The sequence below is a fragment of the Citrobacter sp. LST-B2 genome (assembly GCF_057983045.1).
Window position 1 is genome coordinate 881552 of sequence record NZ_CP192598.1, and the last position, 20680, is coordinate 902231.

Annotated in this window: 19 protein-coding genes and 1 other annotated feature; of the genes, 13 read left to right on the top strand and 6 right to left on the bottom strand. The window is 54.4% G+C overall.

The genetic code is table 11. The features are described from left to right. Window positions 1–35 precede the first annotated feature (35 nt). Window positions 36–1703: an energy-dependent translational throttle protein EttA gene (ettA, locus tag ACQ0PY_RS04310; RefSeq protein ID WP_044255637.1), complete on the bottom strand. Its 1668-nt coding sequence runs from the start codon at window positions 1701–1703 to the stop codon at window positions 36–38. Between the two features lie 337 nt (window positions 1704–2040). Here ettA and sltY point away from each other — a divergent pair, with 337 nt between their 5' ends. Next, window positions 2041–3978 (top strand): murein transglycosylase, encoded by a 1938-nt coding sequence (gene sltY / locus ACQ0PY_RS04315; RefSeq protein WP_042998030.1) that lies wholly within the window; start codon window positions 2041–2043, stop codon window positions 3976–3978. Between the two features lie 57 nt (window positions 3979–4035). Further along, the gene (gene trpR, locus ACQ0PY_RS04320) at window positions 4036–4362 is read left to right on the top strand and encodes a trp operon repressor (RefSeq protein ID WP_042998029.1); all 327 of its coding nucleotides are present in this window, start codon (window positions 4036–4038) and stop codon (window positions 4360–4362) included. 93 nt (window positions 4363–4455) lie between these two features. Here the strand turns inward: trpR and yjjX are convergent, their stop codons facing one another. Further along, on the bottom strand, window positions 4456–4971 hold the full coding sequence (yjjX, locus tag ACQ0PY_RS04325; RefSeq protein ID WP_042998028.1) for an inosine/xanthosine triphosphatase: 516 nt from the start codon (window positions 4969–4971) through the stop codon (window positions 4456–4458). A 49-nt stretch (window positions 4972–5020) separates the two neighbouring features. On the opposite strand from yjjX, the gene gpmB reads away from it, so the two are divergent. Beyond that, complete coding sequence (gene gpmB / locus ACQ0PY_RS04330; protein ID WP_044264833.1) at window positions 5021–5668, top strand: 2,3-diphosphoglycerate-dependent phosphoglycerate mutase GpmB; 648 nt, start codon at window positions 5021–5023, stop codon at window positions 5666–5668. Here gpmB and robA read toward each other — a convergent pair. Continuing rightward, the gene (gene robA / locus ACQ0PY_RS04335; RefSeq protein ID WP_044255635.1) at window positions 5665–6534 is read right to left on the bottom strand and encodes an MDR efflux pump AcrAB transcriptional activator RobA; all 870 of its coding nucleotides are present in this window, start codon (window positions 6532–6534) and stop codon (window positions 5665–5667) included. The two genes, gpmB and robA, sit on opposite strands and share 4 nt — an antisense overlap. 211 nt (window positions 6535–6745) lie before the next feature. On the opposite strand from robA, the gene creA reads away from it, so the two are divergent. From creA to creD, 4 genes are read left to right on the top strand one after another with little or no spacing between them, the layout of a single operon-like run. Further along, window positions 6746–7219 carry a protein CreA gene (creA, locus tag ACQ0PY_RS04340; RefSeq protein WP_042998025.1) on the top strand — a complete coding sequence of 158 codons (474 nt, stop codon included), beginning with the start codon at window positions 6746–6748 and terminating at the stop codon, window positions 7217–7219. Between the two features lie 12 nt (window positions 7220–7231). After that, complete coding sequence (gene creB / locus ACQ0PY_RS04345) at window positions 7232–7921, top strand: two-component system response regulator CreB (RefSeq protein WP_042998024.1); 690 nt, start codon at window positions 7232–7234, stop codon at window positions 7919–7921. Next, a complete protein-coding gene (gene creC / locus ACQ0PY_RS04350; RefSeq protein ID WP_109739858.1) occupies window positions 7921–9345 on the top strand; it encodes a two-component system sensor histidine kinase CreC in 1425 nt (474 codons plus the stop codon). The genes creB and creC overlap by 1 nt, the downstream gene beginning before the upstream one ends. 58 nt (window positions 9346–9403) lie before the next feature. Then, complete coding sequence (creD, locus tag ACQ0PY_RS04355; RefSeq protein WP_042998022.1) at window positions 9404–10771, top strand: cell envelope integrity protein CreD; 1368 nt, start codon at window positions 9404–9406, stop codon at window positions 10769–10771. A gap of 66 nt (window positions 10772–10837) precedes the next feature. Here the strand turns inward: creD and arcA are convergent, their stop codons facing one another. After that, on the bottom strand, window positions 10838–11554 hold the full coding sequence (arcA, locus tag ACQ0PY_RS04360; RefSeq protein WP_001194359.1) for a two-component system response regulator ArcA: 717 nt from the start codon (window positions 11552–11554) through the stop codon (window positions 10838–10840). A gap of 95 nt (window positions 11555–11649) precedes the next feature. Here arcA and yjjY point away from each other — a divergent pair, with 95 nt between their 5' ends. The 6 genes from yjjY (at window position 11650) to thrC (ending at window position 18040) form a co-directional block, all read left to right on the top strand. Beyond that, entirely contained in the window at window positions 11650–11790 is a 141-nt protein-coding gene (gene yjjY, locus ACQ0PY_RS04365; protein ID WP_042998021.1) for a YjjY family protein, read from the top strand. Window positions 11791–12188: 398 nt separating this feature from the next. Beyond that, window positions 12189–12875 carry a tRNA/rRNA methyltransferase gene (locus tag ACQ0PY_RS04370; protein ID WP_109739859.1) on the top strand — a complete coding sequence of 229 codons (687 nt, stop codon included), beginning with the start codon at window positions 12189–12191 and terminating at the stop codon, window positions 12873–12875. Window positions 12876–13211: 336 nt separating this feature from the next. Next, window positions 13212–13277, top strand: coding sequence for a thr operon leader peptide (gene thrL, locus ACQ0PY_RS04375; RefSeq protein ID WP_001386572.1), 66 nt, complete (start codon window positions 13212–13214; stop codon window positions 13275–13277). Next, window positions 13213–13333, top strand: a sequence feature (Thr leader region). It overlaps the preceding gene by 65 nt. Before the next feature lie 26 nt (window positions 13334–13359). Beyond that, on the top strand, window positions 13360–15822 hold the full coding sequence (gene thrA / locus ACQ0PY_RS04380; protein ID WP_042998019.1) for a bifunctional aspartate kinase/homoserine dehydrogenase I: 2463 nt from the start codon (window positions 13360–13362) through the stop codon (window positions 15820–15822). Between the two features lies 1 nt (window position 15823). After that, complete coding sequence (gene thrB / locus ACQ0PY_RS04385) at window positions 15824–16753, top strand: homoserine kinase (RefSeq protein WP_058587604.1); 930 nt, start codon at window positions 15824–15826, stop codon at window positions 16751–16753. Window positions 16754–16756: 3 nt separating this feature from the next. Next, window positions 16757–18040: a threonine synthase gene (gene thrC / locus ACQ0PY_RS04390; RefSeq protein WP_042998017.1), complete on the top strand. Its 1284-nt coding sequence runs from the start codon at window positions 16757–16759 to the stop codon at window positions 18038–18040. A 96-nt stretch (window positions 18041–18136) separates the two neighbouring features. Here thrC and yaaA read toward each other — a convergent pair whose 3' ends face one another. Continuing rightward, window positions 18137–18910: a peroxide stress protein YaaA gene (gene yaaA / locus ACQ0PY_RS04395; protein ID WP_044267357.1), complete on the bottom strand. Its 774-nt coding sequence runs from the start codon at window positions 18908–18910 to the stop codon at window positions 18137–18139. 69 nt (window positions 18911–18979) lie between these two features. Next, window positions 18980–20410 carry an alanine/glycine:cation symporter family protein gene (locus tag ACQ0PY_RS04400; protein ID WP_042998015.1) on the bottom strand — a complete coding sequence of 477 codons (1431 nt, stop codon included), beginning with the start codon at window positions 20408–20410 and terminating at the stop codon, window positions 18980–18982. Between the last annotated feature and the right edge of the window lie 270 nt (window positions 20411–20680).

Consider the following 20680-nt stretch of genomic DNA (forward strand, 5'->3'; position numbering starts at 1 on the left):
GAGGCATGTGCGCCACCATCCGGCAATTTTGTTGATTACTTCGCGATACGTTTGTACTTGATACGCTTTGGCTCCAGCGCGTCAGCGCCCAGCGTGCGCTTCTTGTACTCTTCGTATTCGGTGAAGTTACCTTCGAAGAACTCCACTTTCCCTTCATCCTGGTAGTCCAGAATGTGGGTGGCGATACGGTCAAGGAACCAACGGTCGTGCGAGATAACCATTGCGCAACCCGGGAACTCCAGCAGGGCGTTTTCCAGCGCGCGCAGGGTTTCGATATCCAGGTCGTTGGTCGGTTCATCGAGCAGAAGAACGTTACCGCCAACCTGCAGCAGCTTCGCCAGATGCAGACGACCGCGCTCACCACCGGACAGCTCGCCGACGCGTTTGCCCTGGTCGGTGCCTTTGAAGTTAAAGCGGCCAACATAGGCGCGACTTGGCATTTCGGTGTTGCCGATCTTCATGATATCCAGCCCACCGGACACTTCTTCCCACACGGTTTTGCTGTTATCCATGGCGTCACGGAACTGATCGACGGAGGCCAGCTTAACGGTTTCACCCAGCGTGATGGTGCCGCTGTCTGGCTGTTCCTGACCGGACATCATACGGAACAGGGTGGATTTACCCGCGCCGTTCGGACCGATGATGCCGACGATGGCGCCTTTCGGTACGGAGAAGCTCAGATCGTCAATCAGCACGCGGTCGCCGTAGGATTTACGCAGGTGGCTGACTTCAATGACTTTATCACCCAGACGCGGTCCAGGTGGAATAAACAGTTCGTTGGTTTCGTTACGTTTCTGGTATTCCGTGCTGTTCAGCTCTTCAAAGCGTGCCAGACGGGCTTTACCCTTAGACTGACGGCCTTTCGCGCCCTGACGAACCCACTCCAGTTCTTTCTCGATAGATTTACGGCGTGCCGCTTCCTGAGAGGCTTCCTGCGCCAGACGCTGATCTTTCTGCTCCAGCCAGGAAGAGTAGTTACCTTCCCACGGAATACCTTCGCCGCGGTCAAGTTCAAGGATCCAGCCTGCGACGTTGTCGAGGAAGTAACGGTCGTGGGTAATCGCCACTACGGTGCCTTCGAAGTCGTGCAGGAAGCGTTCCAGCCAGGCCACGGATTCCGCATCCAGGTGGTTGGTCGGTTCGTCAAGCAGCAGCATGTCAGGTTTTTCTAACAGCAGACGGCACAGTGCGACACGGCGACGTTCACCCCCGGAGAGGGTCGCGATTTTGGCGTCCCAGTCTGGCAGACGCAGGGCGTCGGCTGCACGCTCCAGTTGCACGTTCAGGTTATGACCGTCGTGCGCCTGAATGATCTCTTCGAACTTGCCCTGTTGCGCGGCCAGTTTATCGAAGTCGGCATCTGGCTCAGCGTATTTCGCGTAAACCTCATCCAGACCTTTCAGTGCGTTGACCACTTCCGCCACTGCTTCTTCAACAGACTCGCGTACGGTGTGTTCAGGATTAAGCTGAGGTTCCTGCGGCAGGTAACCAATTTTGATGCCAGGCTGCGGGCGGGCTTCGCCTTCAATATCTGTATCAATGCCCGCCATGATGCGCAGCAGGGTGGACTTACCGGCACCGTTAAGGCCCAGTACGCCGATTTTTGCGCCAGGGAAGAAGCTCAGCGAGATGTTTTTAAGAATATGACGTTTCGGCGGAACGACTTTGCCGACACGATGCATGGTATAAACGAATTGGGCCACGTTGGACTCGCCTCTGTATTTATCGTGATGAATATACCCGTCATACTTCAAGCTGCATGTGCGTTTGCTGCACTCGTTCACCCCAGTCACTTACTTATGTAAGCTCCTGGGGAGTTCACTTCCTTGCCGCCTTCCTGCAACTCGAATTATTTAGGGTATAGATGTATTCAAAGGCGAAGTGTAGCCTTTTTCCCCTCTCAATCCCAGCCAGCAGATCTCACTCGCAGTAAAAGTAAAAAAGTGTCCGCGACGTGGCGTAAATGCCAATGACTGGTTAGCATGAAATCATTAGGCGGCATGAGGCTGCAGCGACGTATCATATTTAGAGGAAGAGCTTGTGGACAAAGCCCAACGATTTACCTGGCGTCTTATTGCCGCCGGTGTGTGCCTGCTGACGTTAAGTCAGGCAGCGCGAGCCGATTCACTGGACGAGCAGCGTAACCGTTACGCACAGATTAAGCAGGCCTGGGATAACCGACAGATGGATGTCGTGGAGCAGATGATGCCGGGCCTGAAGAATTACCCCCTGTATCCCTATCTGGAATATCGGCAAATCACCGATGATCTGATGAATCAGCCGACCGTCACGGTGACCAACTTTGTACGTGCCAACCCAACCCTGCCGCCAGCGCGTACGCTGGAATCGCGTTTCGTTAACGAACTGGCGCGGCGTGAAGACTGGCGCGGATTATTAGCGTTTAGCCCGGAGAAGCCGAGAACCACCGAGGCGCAGTGCAATTACTATTACGCGAAGTGGAATACCGGGCAAACGGAAGAAGCCTGGCAGGGGGCGAAAGAGCTGTGGTTGACCGGTAAAAGCCAACCTAATGCCTGTGACAAACTGTTCAGCGTCTGGCGCGCGTCTGGCACCCAGGATCCGCTCTCTTACCTGGAGCGCATTCGCCTGGCGATGAAAGCGGGCAACACTGGACTGGTGACGGTACTGGCCGGGCAGATGCCGGCGGAGTACCAGACTATCGCGTCAGCGATTATCTCACTGGCGAACAACCCGAACAGCGTCCTGACCTTTGCGCGCACCACCGGCGCGACCGATTTCACTCGTCAGATGGCCGCTGTGGCCTTTGCCAGCGTCGCTCGTCAGGATGCGGAAAACGCGCGTCTGATGATTCCGTCACTGGTACAGGCGCAGCAGTTGAATGAGGATCAAACCCAGGAGCTGCGCGATATCGTCGCCTGGCGATTAATGGGCAACGACGTCACCGACGAGCAGGCGAAATGGCGAGACGACGCGATTATGCGCTCGCAGTCCACCACGCTGGTGGAGCGTCGGGTGCGCATGGCGCTCGGGACTGGCGATCGTCGTGGCCTGAACACCTGGCTGGCGCGTCTGCCGATGGAGGCGAAGGAAAAGGACGAATGGCGATACTGGCAGGCCGATTTGCTGCTGGAACGAGGACGTGAAGCGGAAGCAAAAGAGATCCTGCATGCGCTGATGCAACAGCGCGGTTTCTACCCGATGGTGGCAGCGCAGCGTCTGGGAGAAGAGTACGTTCTGAAAATTGATAAAGCGCCTGGCGATGTGAATAACGCGCTGACTCAGGGAGCGGAAATGGCCCGCGTTCGCGAACTGATGTACTGGAATATGGATAACACCGCCCGCAGCGAATGGGCAAACCTGGTCACCAGCCGGACGAAGACGGAGCAGGCGCAGCTGGCGCGTTATGCCTTCAACAATCAGTGGTGGGATCTGAGCGTGCAGGCGACGATCGCCGGTAAACTCTGGGATCATCTGGAGGAGCGCTTCCCGCTGGCGTATCAGGATCTCTTTACCCGCTATACCCGTGGCAAAGATATTCCGCAAAGCTATGCGATGGCGATCGCGCGTCAGGAGAGCGCCTGGAATCCGAAGGTGAAATCGCCGGTCGGCGCCAGCGGGCTGATGCAGATTATGCCAGGCACCGCGACGCACACGGTGAAGATGTTCTCTATTCCGGGTTACAGCAGTCAGAATCAGTTACTGGATCCGGAAACCAATATCAATATCGGCACCAGCTACCTGCAGTACGTCTATCAGCAGTTTGGCAATAATCGGATCTTCTCGTCAGCAGCTTACAATGCCGGACCAGGGCGCGTGCGCACCTGGCTTGGCAACAGCGCGGGACGGATCGACGCCGTGGCGTTTGTCGAGAGTATTCCCTTCTCGGAAACGCGTGGCTATGTGAAGAACGTGCTGGCCTACGACGCTTACTATCGCTATTTCATGGGGCAGAAAGACACCCTGATGAGCGATTCTGAGTGGCAGAGACGTTATTAATCCGGTGGGTTATGTTATGATTTGTACTCGTGTATGAGTACAACAGGGCGGCATAACATGACCCAGCATTCCCCTTATTCATCGGCGATGGCCGAACAACGTAATCAGGAGTGGCTTCGTTTTGTGGAGTTGCTCCGCCAGTCTTATGCAGAGGATCTGCACTTACCGCTGTTGCAACTGATGCTGACCCCGGATGAGCGCGAAGCGCTGGGGACGCGTGTACGCATTATCGAAGAGTTATTACGTGGCGAAATGAGCCAGCGCGAGCTTAAAAACGAGCTGGGCGCGGGGATTGCGACGATCACCCGCGGCTCTAACAGCCTGAAATCGGCGCCCGTCGAACTGCGGCAGTGGCTGGAAACCATATTGTTGAAAAACGCCTGAAAAGTGATTTCGTAGGCCTGATAAGCGTAGCGCCATCAGGCTTGCAACCGCACTATCGCCGGATGACAATTTCGTCTTATCCGGCTTACGAACTCAACGATAAATCGCGTTATGAAACGGGCTGAGCGCCAGAATCACGGCCTGGTGGTAAACGCTGGCGCGCGTCAGTTTCCCGGCGGTAAACACGCCAATCGCCCCTTCTTTTCGGCCAATCTTATCAATACCCGTGTAGTGTGACATTACCGGACCCAGCGCTTCACCCTCGCGCACTTTTTCAAGGATCACCGCAGGCAGCGGCAGCGTCGCAGAACGCGCTTCGCCACGCTGGGTGGCGTTTTCGACAACCACCCAACTGAAGGTCGCATCTTCATCAATACCCGCTTCGATGGCTACCCAGAAGTCGGCATCGGGGCGCGCACGACGGGCGTTTTCGACCCGATTCCGTGCGCCAGCACGCGTTTCAGGACTTCCGAAGGGTTGTTCCGGTACGCCGCTATCGACGTCCACAGACTCAATATGGCAGGATCCTTCACCGAAGATCTCGTTAAATGCCTGTAGAATTGCCTGAATTTTGGCGGGATTGGTGGTTGCTGAGACAACATGGTGCATAATTAAGCTCGATTTTATAAAAACTCTTTGCAGTATACGGAAAAATAGCATGTTACAGGTATACCTTGTTCGCCACGGTGAAACGCAGTGGAACGCCGAGCGACGCATTCAAGGCCAGTCCGACAGTCCGCTGACCGCTAAAGGTGAGCAACAAGCTATGCAGGTTGGTGACCGCGCGAAAAGTCTCGGCATCACCCACGTCATTAGTAGCGATTTGGGACGTACCCGCCGCACCGCTGAAATCATCGCCCAGGCCTGTGGCTGTGATATCACCTTAGATGCTCGCCTGCGCGAGCTGCACATGGGCGTGCTGGAAAAACGTCATATTGATACCCTGACCGAAGAAGAAGAGAACTGGCGTCGTCAGTTAGTCAACGGCACCGTCGACGGACGTATTCCCGAAGGGGAGTCGATGCAGGAGTTGAGCGATCGCGTTCATGGCGCGCTCGCTGCGTGCCTGGATTTGCCGCAGGGGAGTCGTCCGCTGTTGGTCAGTCATGGCATTGCGCTGGGCTGTCTGGTCAGTACGATTCTGGGACTTCCTGCCTACGCTGAACGCCGCTTACGCCTGCGTAACTGCTCGATTTCGCGGGTGGATTATCAGGAAAGCCTGTGGCTGGCGCCGGGATGGGTGGTCGAAACGGCAGGGGACATCTCGCATCTGGACGCCCCTGCGTTGGATGAGCTACAGCGCTAACGGCGAATCGGAATCAGGAATTCGCAGCGCAGGTTAATGGGGCGGTCACCGGCTTTGGCATCTTCAGCCGGGTAGTACCGCTCAATATCCTGGCCCTTGCGGCGCGTCAGGTTCAGGAGCGGCATGCAGGTACCATAGACCGTCAGGATGAACTCCTGAACGCCCGTTCCCAGCCCTTCGTAAGTAAACATCACATACTCGCCGCCCTGCAACAGCACCGGCTGTGCCGACTGTACGTAGCCGTTGGCCTGATCCTGCGGCAGCGCGGTGGTGTAGAACACTTCCTGCTCGTCATCTTTTTCATGGCTGGGATGCGTTTCGTTCAGGCCATAGAGTACAGGCGGAATGGTTGGCGCGTGGCCGAGGAAATCGTGCCAGAACTGATAGCGCATTTCGTGGCGGAAATCGGAAATTTGCTCCAGCGAACAGGAGTAACTCTGGGTGACACCCAGCAGTTGCATATCTTCCAGAGTGACAAATTTATGCTCAGGCATGGCAAATTCGCCCAGACGCAGAGGCGGACGAATACCGAATGCGCTCCATTCCGGTGAACGACGATACAGTGCAGGCGTCTGGGAAAACTGTTTCTTAAAGGCGCGGGTGAACGTTTGTTGAGAGTCGAAGCGGTACTGCAGGGCAATATCCAGAATCGGGCGAGCCGTCAGGCGAAGCGCAACGGCAGATTTCGATAAGCGGCGTGCGCGGATATACGCGCCAATCGCATGACCCGTCACGTCCTTAAACATTCTCTGCAGATGCCACTTGGAATAACCCGCTTTTGCCGCCACATTGTCAAGCGACAGCGGCTGATCCAGATGACCTTCCAGCCAGATTAATAGGTCGCGAATAATGCCGGCCTGATCCATAAAATATCCTCATCCTTTCAACTACAAACACCTGACATCAGATTATTGGATAATAGCATTTTTTGTTGTTTTAGCATTCAGTGTTTTTTTTGCGCATTAATGCTTTTTTTGAATCTAATAAAACGTGATTATTGTAATCCTGTGATCTGTAAACAGTTTCTTTTACAATGCTGAATAATTGCGCAGCGTCATTTTAAAGAATGGTAACAATATGAAATACAAGAGTTTAGTTCTGTCCACTCTGTTGCTTATGCTGGCGCCGCTGGCATCTGCTGAGCAGATCGGTTCCGTCGATACGGTGTTTAAGATCTTTGGGCCGGATCATAAAATCGTCGTGGAGGCGTTTGACGACCCCGATGTTAAAAACGTGACCTGCTACGTCAGCCGTGCCAAAACCGGTGGCATTAAAGGCGGGTTGGGGCTGGCGGAAGATACTTCTGATGCCGCCATCTCCTGCCAGCAGGTAGGACCGGTAGAACTGAGCGACAGAATCAAGAACGGTAAAGCGCAGGGCGAAGTGGTCTTTAAGAAACGCACTTCGTTGGTCTTCAAATCATTACAGGTCGTGCGCTTCTATGATGCCAAACGCAACGCGCTGGCTTATCTGGCCTATTCCGACAAGGTGGTCGATGGGTCGCCGAAAAATGCCATTAGCGCGGTACCTATCATGCCGTGGCGCGAATAACAGGGAAGCATTATGCAGCAGGTGTCGGTCTGGTTGGTGGAAGATGAGCAGGGTATCGCGGATACCCTGATTTATATGCTCCAGCAGGAAGGGTTTAGCGTGGAAGCCTTTGAGCGCGGGTTGCCCGCGCTGGAGAAAGCACGTCATCAGTGTCCGGATGTAGCGATTCTCGATGTCGGGTTGCCGGATATCAGCGGTTTTGAGCTGTGCCGGCGATTGCTTGAGTACCATCCGGCGTTACCAATCCTCTTTCTGACGGCGCGCAGCGATGAGGTGGATCGCTTGCTGGGTCTGGAAATCGGTGCCGACGATTACGTCGCCAAACCGTTTTCACCGCGGGAAGTCTGCGCCAGAGTCCGCACGCTGCTACGTCGGGTGAAGAAGTTTTCCACGCCGTCGCCTGTTGTCAAAACCGGCCATTTTGAGCTGAATGAACCGGCGGCTGAAGTGGCCTGGTTTGGTACGCCCCTGTCACTCACGCGCTATGAATTTTTGCTGCTGAAAACGCTGCTGTTATCTCCAGGGCGTGTCTATTCGCGCCAGCAACTGATGGATATCGTCTGGGCCGATGCGCAGGATACATACGACCGGACGGTCGATACGCACATCAAAACGCTGCGCGCCAAACTGCGCGCGATCAACCCGACGCTTTCGCCGATCAACACGCATCGTGGGATGGGTTACAGCCTGAGGAGTCTCTGATGCGCATTGGCATGCGTTTGCTGTTGGGCTATTTCCTGATTGTCGCTGTTGCTGCGTGGTTTGTTCTTTCTATTTTTGTACAGGAGATTAAACCTGGCGTACGGCGCGCAACGGAAGGGACGCTGATCGATACTGCCACGCTGCTGGCGGCGCTGGCGCGTGACGATCTCCTGTCGGGTAACCCGGCGCATGGCCAACTGGCGCAGGCGTTTACGCAACTGCATAACCGTCCTTTTCGCGCCAACATCAGCGGAATCAATAAAGTCCGCAATGAATACCATGTTTACATGACGGATGCGCAGGGCAAAGTGGTGTTTGATTCCGTCAATAAAGCGGTCGGGCAGGATTACTCTCGCTGGAACGATGTCTGGCTAACGCTGCGTGGACAGTATGGCGCGCGCAGTACGCCGCAGGATCCCGCCGATCCGGAAAGCTCGGTCATGTATGTTGCTGCGCCGGTTGTCGACAACGGAAAGATCATCGGCGTGCTCAGCGTGGGAAAACCCAATGCCGCGATGGCACCGGTGATTAAACGCAGCGAGCGCCGGATCCTTTGGGCCAGCGCGATTCTGCTTGGCATTGCGCTGGTGATTGGCGCCGGGATGGTCTGGTGGATAAACCGTTCGATTGCCCGCCTGACGCGCTATGCGGATTCCGTGACCGAAAACCAGCCGATGCCGCTGCCTGAACTGGGCAGCAGTGAGTTGCGCAAACTGGCGCAGGCGCTGGAGAGTATGCGTCTGAAGCTGGAAGGCAAAAATTACATTGAACAGTACGTATACGCGCTCACCCACGAGCTAAAGAGTCCGTTGGCGGCCATTCGCGGCGCGGCGGAAATTCTGCGGGAAAATCCGCCTCCGGACATTGTTAAGCGCTTTACCGACAATATTCTCAGCCAAAATGCGCGAATGCAGGCGCTGGTTGAAACCTTGCTGCGCCAGGCGCGACTGGAAAACCGTCAGGATATTGCCCTCTCCCCGGTTGCGGTCGATGAACTGTTTGCGCAAATCAGCGACGCGCGCGCGATTCAACTGGCGACGAAGGCGATATCGCTGGAGATTGTCCCCTCGGCGTTAAGCGTCTCTGCGGAGCCGGCGCTGCTGGAACAGGCGTTGGGCAACTTGCTGGACAATGCCATTGATTTCACCCCGGCAGGCGGAGCGATCACCCTCAGCGCACAAGCGCATGCAGAGACGGTGACGCTGACGGTGACCGATACGGGTACAGGCATTCCTGATTTTGCCTTACCGCGGATATTTGACCGCTTTTACTCACTGCCGCGTGAGAATGGCCTCAAAAGCAGCGGTCTTGGACTGGCGTTCGTTCGCGAAGTGGCGCGACTGCTGAAGGGGAGTGCAGAATTACGTAACCGCCCAGAAGGCGGCGTCGAGGCCACGCTCACACTTCACCGTCACTTCACATAACTTCAAATTCCCCCCACATAGCGTGCGTACTCTGCGGGTATTGCATAAGGAGAACGCTATGTTGAAATCCCCCCTGTTCTGGAAAATCGTCACCTTAGGTGGCGCGATTGTGTTGCTGCTGATCCCCCTGATGATGGTCCGGCAGATTATTGTGGAACGTGCTGATTATCGTGATGCGGTGGAGGATGCGATTCGGCAGAGTACCAGCGGACCGCAAAAAATGGTCGGCCCGCTCATTGCCGTACCTGTGACCGAGTTATACACCGTGCTGGAAAACGAGAAAGAGGTGCAGCACAGGCGCAGTTTTATCCACTTCTGGCTGCCGGAGTCGTTGATGGTGGAGGGGAACCAGAACGTTGAACCGCGAAAAGTGGGCATCTACGAAGGGCAGGTCTGGCATACTGATGTTACCTTGAAAGCGGAGTTTGATGTTGCACGACTGAGTGAACTGAACCGGCCCAACATAACCCTTGGGAAACCGTTTATCGTGGTTGGCGTGGGTGATGCACGAGGGATTGGCGTGGTGAAAGCACCGAAGGTGAATGGAATGGCGCTTGCTGTCGAACCGGGGACGGGGCTAACAGACCGCGGAGAAGGGCTCCACATTCCGCTTCCGGATGCGCAATGGGCGATGCGCGATGTGAACCTGGCGATGTCACTCAATTTAAGCGGAACCGGCGCTTTCTCGGTGGTTCCGGTAGGACGTAGCAGCCAAATGACGCTCACCAGCAACTGGCCGCATCCCAACTTCCTCGGTGATTTTCTACCCGACAAGCGCGAAATCAGCGAGTCAGGGTTTCAGGCACAGTGGCAAAGCAGTTGGTTTGCCACTAACCTGGGCGATCGGTTTGTGGATGCGCGAAAAGACGGGTGGTATAACCTGCCGTCGTTTAGCGTCGCGGTTGCCACTCCTGCCGATCAGTATCAACTGACGGATCGGGCGACGAAATATGCCATTTTGCTGATTACACTGACATTTATGGCTTTCTTTGTGTTCGAAACGTTGACGGGTAAAAAATTACACCCGATGCAGTATCTGCTGGTGGGGCTGTCGTTGGTGATGTTTTATTTGCTGTTGCTGGCGCTCTCAGAACATATTGGTTTCACCCTGGCATGGATTGTCGCAAGCCTGGTGGGCGCGCTGATGAACGGGGTTTATCTCCAGGCAGTGCTACAGGGCTGGCGTAGCAGCGTGGTTTTCACTCTGGCATTGTTAGCGCTGGATGGTGTGATGTGGGTACTGTTGCGCTCGGAAGACAGCGCGCTGCTGTTGGGGACGAGTGTGCTGCTGTTGGCGCTGGGGAGCGTGATGTTCCTGACGCGGCATCTTGACTGGTATGCATTCTCGCGTGCGAAACCGACACCAACACCAACGGCGCCGAAACCGTCCGCACCCGTGGACGATGCGCTACGCGTGTGGAAGTAAATTCAGCAAAAAGCAGATAAGAAAAACGGCGCATTGAGCGCCGTTTTTTTGACGGTGGTAACCCGATTAATCCTGCAGATCGCCACAAAAACGGTAACCTTCACCGTGAATAGTCGCGATAATTTCCGGCGTATCCGGCGTGGATTCGAAATGCTTACGAATGCGGCGGATGGTCACGTCAACGGTACGGTCATGGGGTTTCAGCTCACGACCAGTCATTTTCTTCAGCAGCTCAGCACGGGACTGGATCTTGCCTGGGTTCTCGCAGAAGTGAAGCATGGCACGGAACTCACTGCGCGGCAGTTTGTACTGTTCGCCATCAGGCCCGATCAGAGAACGGCTGTTGATGTCCAGTTCCCAACCGTTGAACTTGTAGCTTTCAACGCTACGACGTTCTTCGCTGACGGTACCCAGGTTCATGGTACGAGACAGAAGGTTGCGGGCACGGATAGTCAGTTCGCGCGGGTTAAACGGCTTGGTGATGTAATCGTCTGCACCGATTTCGAGGCCGAGGATTTTATCGACTTCGTTATCGCGGCCAGTCAGGAACATCAGCGCAACGTTAGCCTGCTCGCGCAGTTCACGCGCCAACAGAAGACCGTTTTTGCCTGGCAAGTTGATATCCATGATCACCAGGTTGATGTCATATTCAGAGAGGATTTGATGCATTTCCGCGCCATCAGTCGCTTCGAATACATCATAGCCTTCCGCTTCGAAAATACTTTTTAACGTGTTGCGTGTTACCAACTCGTCTTCAACGATAAGAATGTGCGGGGTCTGCATGTTTGCTACCTAAATTGCCAACTAAATCGAAACAGGAAGTACAAAAGTCCCTGACCTGCCTGATGCATGTCGCAAATTAACATGATCGGCGTAACATGACTAAAGTACGTAATTGCGTTCTTGATGCACTTTCCATCAACGTCAACAACATCATTAGCTTGGTCGTGGGTAGTTTCCCTCTGGACCCGACAGTGTCAAAAACGGCTGTCATCCTAACCATTTTAACAGCAACATAACAGGCTAAGACGTACCGGACACCCAATAAAACTACGCTTCGTTGACATATATCAAGTTCAATTGTAGCACGTTAACAGTTTGATGAAATCATCGTATCTAAATGCTAGCTTTCATCACAAAATTGCAATAATCCAACTAGTTGCACAGGATAACTAATTAACACGGCGAATCCTATGAATGAGATTCATTTTAAATCAAATTATCTCTGATAAACAGAAGGATATACTGTTTCTGTTAACATAAAAAACATTAGTAAAGTAAGGAAACAGTTTAGCGCCTTTTATGAAAGGTGAAACGGTTTTCCACTGATTTTGGTTAAAATTTTGTAAATTCGCTCCGCGTAATATCTTGACATAGTTCACACAATTGCCCGCGGACAGGCATAAAGAGTAAAAAAATGCGCATTACTATTATCCTCGTCGCTCCCGCCAGAGCGGAAAACATTGGTGCCGCGGCTCGCGCCATGAAAACCATGGGATTCACTCAGTTGCGTATCGTTGACAGTCAGGCGCATCTTGAACCCGCCACGCGCTGGGTGGCGCATGGCTCCAGCGATATTATTGATAATATTACTGTTTTTTCGACGCTTGCGGACGCGCTTGTCGATGTTGATTTTACCGTCGCTACCACGGCGCGCAGTCGGGCAAAATTTCACTACTACGCGACGCCGGCGGAACTGGTTCCGCTGCTGGAAGAAAAATCGGCCTGGATGAATCACACCGCGCTGGTTTTTGGTCGTGAAGATTCCGGACTGACCAACGATGAACTGGCACTGGCGGATGTTCTGACCGGCGTGCCAATGGTTGCAGATTATCCTTCATTGAATCTGGGGCAGGCGGTGATGGTCTACTGCTATCAATTAACAAATTTAATGCAACAACCTGCTAAAGAAGTCGATTCATCTGATGAATTTCAGTTACAGGCATTACGCTCACGCATCATGAGCCTGTTGACCACTCTGGAGGTTGCAGATGACAGCAAACTGGTCGACTGGCTGCAACAGCGTCTGGGGCAATTAGGGCAGCGAGACACGGCAATGTTGCACCGCCTGGTCCATGATATCGAAAAAAAAGTCACAAAATAATAATTTTCCTTTAGTTGTATTTATGGTGATAACTGCTGATTTCAAGAGGGGTTTTCCTGCGGGTTTGGTTGAAAATAAACCTTTCGCTAGCAGCTCATGAACAAGTTTCGTCAGGTGAGTAAATCAAATATTTATTGACTTAGCTCACCATATACTTTAACCAATATAGACATACAGCACAGACAGATTACCCGTCATACTTCGAGTTGCATCTGCGTTGGCGACTTTTGTTCACCCCAGTCACATCGTTTTCTATGCGCCAGGGGCTTCACGCAATTGCCGCCTTCCTGCAAGACGAATTATTTAGGGTAAATAATGACAGAGTACACAACATCCATGAAACGCATCAGCACCACCATTACCACAACCATCACCATTACCACAGGTAACGGTGCGGGCTGACGCGTACAGGAAACACAGAAAAAAGCCCGCACCTGAACAGTGCGGGCTTTTTTTTTCGACCAAAGGTAACGAGGTAACAACCATGCGAGTGTTGAAGTTCGGCGGTACATCAGTGGCAAATGCAGAACGTTTTCTGCGGGTTGCCGATATTCTGGAAAGCAATGCCAGGCAGGGGCAGGTAGCGACCGTTCTTTCTGCCCCCGCTAAAATTACCAACCATCTGGTGGCGATGATTGAAAAAACCATCGGAGGTCAGGACGCATTACCCAATATCAGTGATGCCGAACGTATTTTTGCCGAACTTCTAACCGGACTCGCCGACGCCCAGCCGGGCTTTCCGCTGGCGCAGTTGAAAGTGTTTGTTGAGCAGGAATTTGCCCAAATCAAACATGTGCTGCATGGGATCAGCTTGCTAGGACAGTGTCCGGACAGCATTAACGCTGCGCTCATCTGCCGTGGCGAAAAGATGTCGATCGCCATCATGGCGGGGTTACTGGAAGCCCGCGGCCACCACGTTACCGTTATTGACCCGGTCGAAAAACTGCTGGCGGTGGGGCACTACCTCGAATCTACCGTCGATATCGCCGAATCGACTCGCCGCATCGCCGCCGGGCGTATACCCGCCGATCACATGGTGCTGATGGCCGGGTTCACCGCCGGTAATGAGAAGGGTGAACTGGTGGTGCTGGGGCGCAATGGCTCCGATTACTCCGCAGCGGTTCTGGCGGCCTGCTTACGCGCCGACTGTTGCGAGATCTGGACAGATGTCGACGGTGTATATACCTGTGACCCGCGCCAGGTACCTGACGCCAGGTTGCTGAAATCGATGTCTTATCAGGAAGCGATGGAGCTCTCCTATTTCGGCGCAAAAGTGCTTCACCCTCGTACCATTACCCCCATCGCGCAGTTCCAGATCCCTTGCCTCATCAAAAATACCGGTAACCCGCAGGCGGCAGGCACGCTGATCGGCGCCAGCCGCGATGAAGACGATCTGCCAGTGAAGGGGATTTCCAACCTTAATAATATGGCGATGTTCAACGTCTCCGGTCCTGGCATGAAAGGGATGGTGGGGATGGCGGCGCGCGTGTTTGCGGTGATGTCCCGCGCAGGCATTTCCGTGGTACTGATTACCCAGTCATCCTCTGAGTACAGCATCAGCTTCTGCGTGCCGCAGGCCGACTGCGCCCGCGCGCAGCGTGCCTTGCAGGATGAATTCTATCTCGAACTGAAAGAGGGCGTGCTGGAACCGCTGGCGGTCACTGAACGACTGGCGATTATCTCCGTCGTTGGGGACGGCATGCGGACACTGCGGGGTATTTCGGCGAAATTCTTTGCCGCACTGGCGCGCGCGAATATCAATATCGTGGCTATCGCGCAGGGCTCTTCCGAGCGTTCCATTTCGGTCGTGGTCAATAACGACGATGCCACGACGGGCGTACGCGTCACCCATCAGATGTTGTTCAATACCGATCAGGTAATTGAAGTGTTTGTCATTGGCGTTGGCGGGGTAGGCGGCGCGTTACTGGAGCAGCTTAAGCGCCAGCAAACCTGGCTGAAGAAAAAACATATCGATCTGCGCGTGTGCGGCGTGGCGAACTCGAGAGCGCTGTTGACCCATGTGCATGGCCTGAATCTGGAAAACTGGCAGGCTGAACTGGCTGAAGCGAAAGAGCCGTTCAATCTTGGTCGCTTAATCCGTCTGGTGAAGGAATATCACCTGCTGAACCCGGTGATTGTGGATTGTACATCCAGTCAGGCGGTGGCCGATCAATACGCGGACTTCCTGCGTGAAGGATTCCATGTGGTCACGCCGAACAAAAAGGCGAATACCTCGTCAATGGATTACTACCATCAGCTGCGCTTCGCTGCCGCGAAGTCACGGCGCAAATTCCTCTATGACACTAACGTGGGTGCCGGTCTGCCGGTGATCGAAAACCTGCAAAACCTGTTGAATGCGGGCGATGAATTGCTGAAGTTCTCCGGCATCCTGTCCGGTTCGCTGTCATTTATTTTCGGTAAGCTCGACGAGGGTATGAGTCTCTCTGAAGCGACTCGTATCGCGCGTGAAATGGGGTACACCGAACCCGATCCGCGTGACGATCTTTCGGGAATGGACGTGGCGCGTAAACTGCTGATCCTCGCCCGTGAAACCGGGCGTGAGCTGGAACTGTCAGACATCGTCATTGAACCGGTGCTGCCGAAAGCGTTTGATGATTCAGGCGACGTTGAGGCGTTTATGGCGAATCTGCCGCAGCTTGACGATGCCTTTGCCGCTCGGGTGGCAAAAGCCCGTGATGAGGGCAAAGTATTGCGCTATGTTGGCAACATCGAAGAAGACGGCGTCTGTCGGGTGAAGATTTCTGAAGTGGACGGTAACGATCCGTTGTACAAAGTGAAAAACGGCGAAAACGCGCTGGCGTTCTACAGCCACTACTATCAGCCGCTGCCGCTGGTTCTGCGCGGTTATGGCGCGGGTAACGACGTCACGGCGGCAGGGGTGTTTGCTGACCTGCTGCGTACTCTCTCATGGAAGCTAGGAGTCTAACATGGTTAAAGTTTATGCCCCGGCTTCCAGTGCCAATATGAGCGTTGGATTTGATGTGCTTGGGGCGGCGGTGACGCCCGTTGATGGCTCACTGCTGGGCGACGTGGTGTCGGTTGAGGCGGCGGACAGTTTCAGCCTGAATAATCTGGGCCGCTTTGCCGACAAGCTACCGCCAGAACCGCGAGAAAATATTGTTTACCAGTGCTGGGAGCGTTTTTGTCAGGAACTGGGTAAGCAAATTCCGGTGGCGATGACCCTGGAAAAGAATATGCCGATCGGCTCCGGATTAGGTTCCAGCGCCTGCTCGGTGGTGGCGGCACTGGTCGCGATGAATGAGTACTGCGGCAAGCCGCTCAATGACATGCGTCTGCTGGCAATAATGGGCGAGCTGGAAGGGCGTATCTCCGGCAGCATTCACTACGATAACGTCGCGCCATGTTTTCTCGGTGGTATGCAGTTGATGATTGAAGAAAACGGCATTATCAGCCAGCAGGTGCCAGGCTTTGATGAGTGGCTGTGGGTACTGGCCTATCCTGGCATTAAAGTCTCCACGGCAGAAGCGCGGGCGATCCTGCCTGCGCAGTATCGTCGCCAGGATTGCATTGCCCACGGGCGTCACCTGGCCGGGTTTATTCACGCCTGCTATTCCCGTCAGCCTGGGCTTGCGGCGAAACTGATGAAGGATGTGATTGCCGAACCGTATCGCGAACGTCTGTTGCCTGGTTTTGCTCAGGCGCGTCAGGCCGTCGCGGAAATTGGCGCGCTGGCCAGCGGTATTTCCGGTTCAGGGCCGACGTTGTTTGCGCTCTGCGATAAAACGGAGACCGCGCAGCGCGTGGCGGACTGGCTGGGCAGTCACTACCTGCAAAATCAGGAAGGCTTTGTTCATATTTGCCGGCTGGACACGGCGGGCGCACGAGTACTGGGATAATTGATGAAACTCTACAATCTTAAAGATCACAACGAACAGGTTAGTTTTGCACAGGCCGTCACGCAGGGGCTGGGCAAGAATCAGGGGCTGTTTTTCCCGCACGATCTGCCGGAATTCAACCTGACAGAAGTGGATGAGATGCTGAACCAGGACTTCGTCAGCCGTAGCACAAAGATCCTCTCGGCGTTCATCGGCGATGAAATCCCGCAGGAGATCCTCGAAGAACGTGTGCGCGCAGCCTTTGCTTTCCCGGCGCCGGTTGCTCAGGTGGAAGGGGATGTCGGCTGTCTGGAGCTGTTCCATGGCCCGACGCTGGCGTTTAAAGATTTCGGCGGTCGTTTTATGGCGCAGATGTTAACCCACATCAGCGGCGATAAACCGGTGACCATTCTGACGGCAACCTCTGGTGATACCGGCGCGGCCGTGGCGCATGCGTTTTATGGTCTGCCGAACGTGCGCGTGGTGATCCTCTATCCGAACGGTAAAATCAGTCCGTTGCAGGAAAAACTGTTCTGCACGCTGGGCGGTAACATTGAAACTGTCGCCATCGATGGTGATTTTGATGCCTGCCAGGCGCTGGTCAAACAGGCGTTTGATGATGAAGAACTGAAAGTGGCGCTGGGGTTGAACTCGGCGAACTCCATCAACATCAGCCGCCTGCTGGCACAGATTTGCTACTACTTTGAAGCCGTTGCCCAATTGCCGCAGGAGGCGCGGAATCAGCTGGTGGTTTCTGTTCCAAGCGGTAACTTTGGCGACCTGACGGCGGGCCTGCTGGCGAAATCTCTCGGCCTGCCGGTGAAGCGTTTTATCGCTGCCACCAACGTTAACGACACGGTGCCACGCTTCCTGCAGGACGGGCAGTGGGCGCCAAAAGCGACCCAGGCGACGTTGTCTAACGCGATGGATGTGAGTCAGCCGAACAACTGGCCGCGCGTTGAGGAGTTGTTCCGCCGTAAAATCTGGCGTCTGAATGAGCTGGGTTATGCGGCTGTAGATGATGAAACCACACAGGAAACGATGCGCGAACTGAAAGCGAAGGGCTACACTTCTGAGCCTCATGCCGCCGTGGCCTACCGCGCCCTGCGTGATCAGCTCAATCCGGGCGAGTACGGTCTGTTCCTCGGCACTGCGCACCCGGCGAAGTTTAAAGAGAGCGTGGAAGCGATCCTCAATGAAACGCTGGATCTGCCGAAAGAACTGGCAGAACGTGCGGATCTACCGCTGCTTTCGCAACATCTGCCGGCGGATTTTGCCGCCCTGCGTAAGCTGATGATGACGCGCTAAACCGTCTGCCCGGTGGCGCTATCGCTTACCGGGCCTGTCAGGCGGTGGAGATGAGAAAGCCGGATAAGGCGTAGCCGCTATCCGGCGAAATGCGCATTACTGCTCGTGACGCTTAAACACCAGTTCGCCGTTGCCAGACGCGGCGTCATCAAAGAAGTAACCCTCGCTGTTAAAGCCGGTGAGCTGTTCAGGCTCCGTCAGGCGGTTTTCAATGATGTAGCGGCTCATCAGGCCGCGCGCCTTTTTGGCGTAGAAACTGATGACTTTGAACTTACCGTTTTTCTCGTCGAGGAAGACAGGTTTAATCAGCTCGGCATTCAGTTTCTTCGGTTTCACGGCGCGGAAGTATTCATCCGATGCCAGGTTAATCACCACCTGGTCGCCCTGTGCGGCGAGCGCTTCATTAAGCTTATCCGTGATGATATCGCCCCAGAACTGATACAGATCCTTCCCTTTGGCGTTATCCAGACGGATACCCATTTCCAGACGATAAGGTTGCATCAGATCCAGCGGGCGCAGCACGCCATATAAACCTGAGAGCATACGCAAATGCTGCTGGGCAAAATCGAAATCGGCTTCACTGAAGTTTTCGGCCTGTAGTCCGGTATAGACATCGCCTTTGAAAGCCAGAATGGCCTGACGCGCGTTTTCAGGCGTGAAGTCCGGCTGCCAGTCATGAAAACGGGTGGCGTTTAGATCGGCGAGTTTGTCGCTGATGTTCATCAGCTTGCCGATTTGCGGGGCTGAAAGTTTACGCGCCACATGAATCAGTTGCTGCGAGTGATCCAGTAATTCAGGTAGCGTATGGCGCGTTGTTGCCAGCGGGCTCTGGTAGTCGAGCGTTTTTGCAGGTGAAATCAGAATCAGCATATCCAGTCCTTGCAGGAAATTTACTACGACTGTAGCAAAAAACACGACTGAGTTGATCGATAGTTGCGATTAGTCTCGCGGTATGTCGTCCCAGGCATCTGGTGCCAGTTGCTGTCCGATGTCCGGGTAACGCAGTGGATCAAAGACCGGGCGAACGCCGAGTTTACGCTGACGCAAGTAGTCGCTGGCCAGGGTACGCACCACCGGAGAGAGCAACAATATTGCCGTCAGGTTAGTGATCGCCATGCAGGCCATGATGATATCCGCCAGTTGCCACAGCAGCGGGAAGCTAAGCAAGGTGCCGACCACGACGGTTGAACAGGAGGTAATGCGTAAAGCCCAGATGAAGCGCTTATTGTCCAGCTTCAGAAAGTACAGATTGTTTTCCGCATAGATGTAGTTAACCACAATAGAGCTGAAGGCAAACAGAATCACAATGACTGCGACGAATGCCGCGCCCCACTCTCCGACCAGTGTATTCATCGCTTTCTGCACCAGTTGGATCCCTTCCATCGGCGCATAGGTGGCGTCGTTACCGGCCAGTAAAACCAACATTGCCGTTGCGCTACAGACGATCAGCGTATCGATAAAAATGCCGATCATCTGCACGATCCCCTGTGCCGCAGGGTGCGGCGGCCAGGATGCTGCTGCGGCAGCAGCGTTAGGCGTTGAGCCCATTCCGGCTTCATTGGAGAACATACTGCGTTGAAAACCGCTGGTGATCGCCTGACTCAGCGTATACCCCGCCACGCCGCCCGCCGCTTCTTGCCAGCCAAACGCGCTTTTGACGATAGAAATGATGATGTCCGGCAGTTGGTCGATGTTGATCAGACAAACCACCAGGCTGGTGACCACCCACATCAACGCCATCACAGGGACAAACCACTGCATCATCCGCGCCACGCCTTTGATCCCGCGGACGATAACCAACAGGGCGGCAATTGCCATGACAATACCGGTGGCAACCGGAGGGAAATCAAACGCGAATTTGAGAGCACGGGATACGGAGTTGGCCTGCACGCTGTTGAACACCAGGCCGTAGGCGATCAGCAAAAAGATGGCGAATAACACGCCCATCCAGCGCATGCCTAAACCACGTGCCATATACCAGGCGGGGCCGCCGCGAAACTGACCGTGGCGATCGCGTTCTTTGTAGAGTTGTGCGAGGGCACATTCAGCAAATGAGGTCGCCATCCCAATGATGGCGGCGATCCACATCCAGAACACCGCACCTGGTCCACCTGCGGTAATGGCCAGCGCCACACCCGCCAGGTTACCGCTACCGATACGGGCGGCAAGGCCGGTGCAGAGTGACTGAAAAGAGGTTAACCCTCCCGGCTGCGGGTTAATGCTGTTTTTCAGACTTCTGCCAACCTGGCGGATATAGCGAAACTGGACGAAGCCTGTGCGCCAGGTAAACCAACACCCTGCTCCGAAGAGCAGGTAGATCATTACCGATCCCCAGAGCACATCATTAATGAACGTGAAAAAATCAGGCATTAACATCCCTCTTGTTGCTGCCGGTACGCTGTAACAACCCTGTGTAAGCGTTACCAATTGTCGAATAGTATATACGCTGCCGGACAATTGATAGCGGCCGAGTAGTATACATGAGGTTGTGTACCGGAATGGCGCGTCACATCAAGCCCGGACCAGAAATTGTCCGCAGATGCCCTCATGGGGATAAGCGCATTGTCTGCGGTTGCGCTGTCACAACGTCGTGTTATCATCAGGGCAGACCGGTTACATCCCCCTAACAAGCTGTTTAAA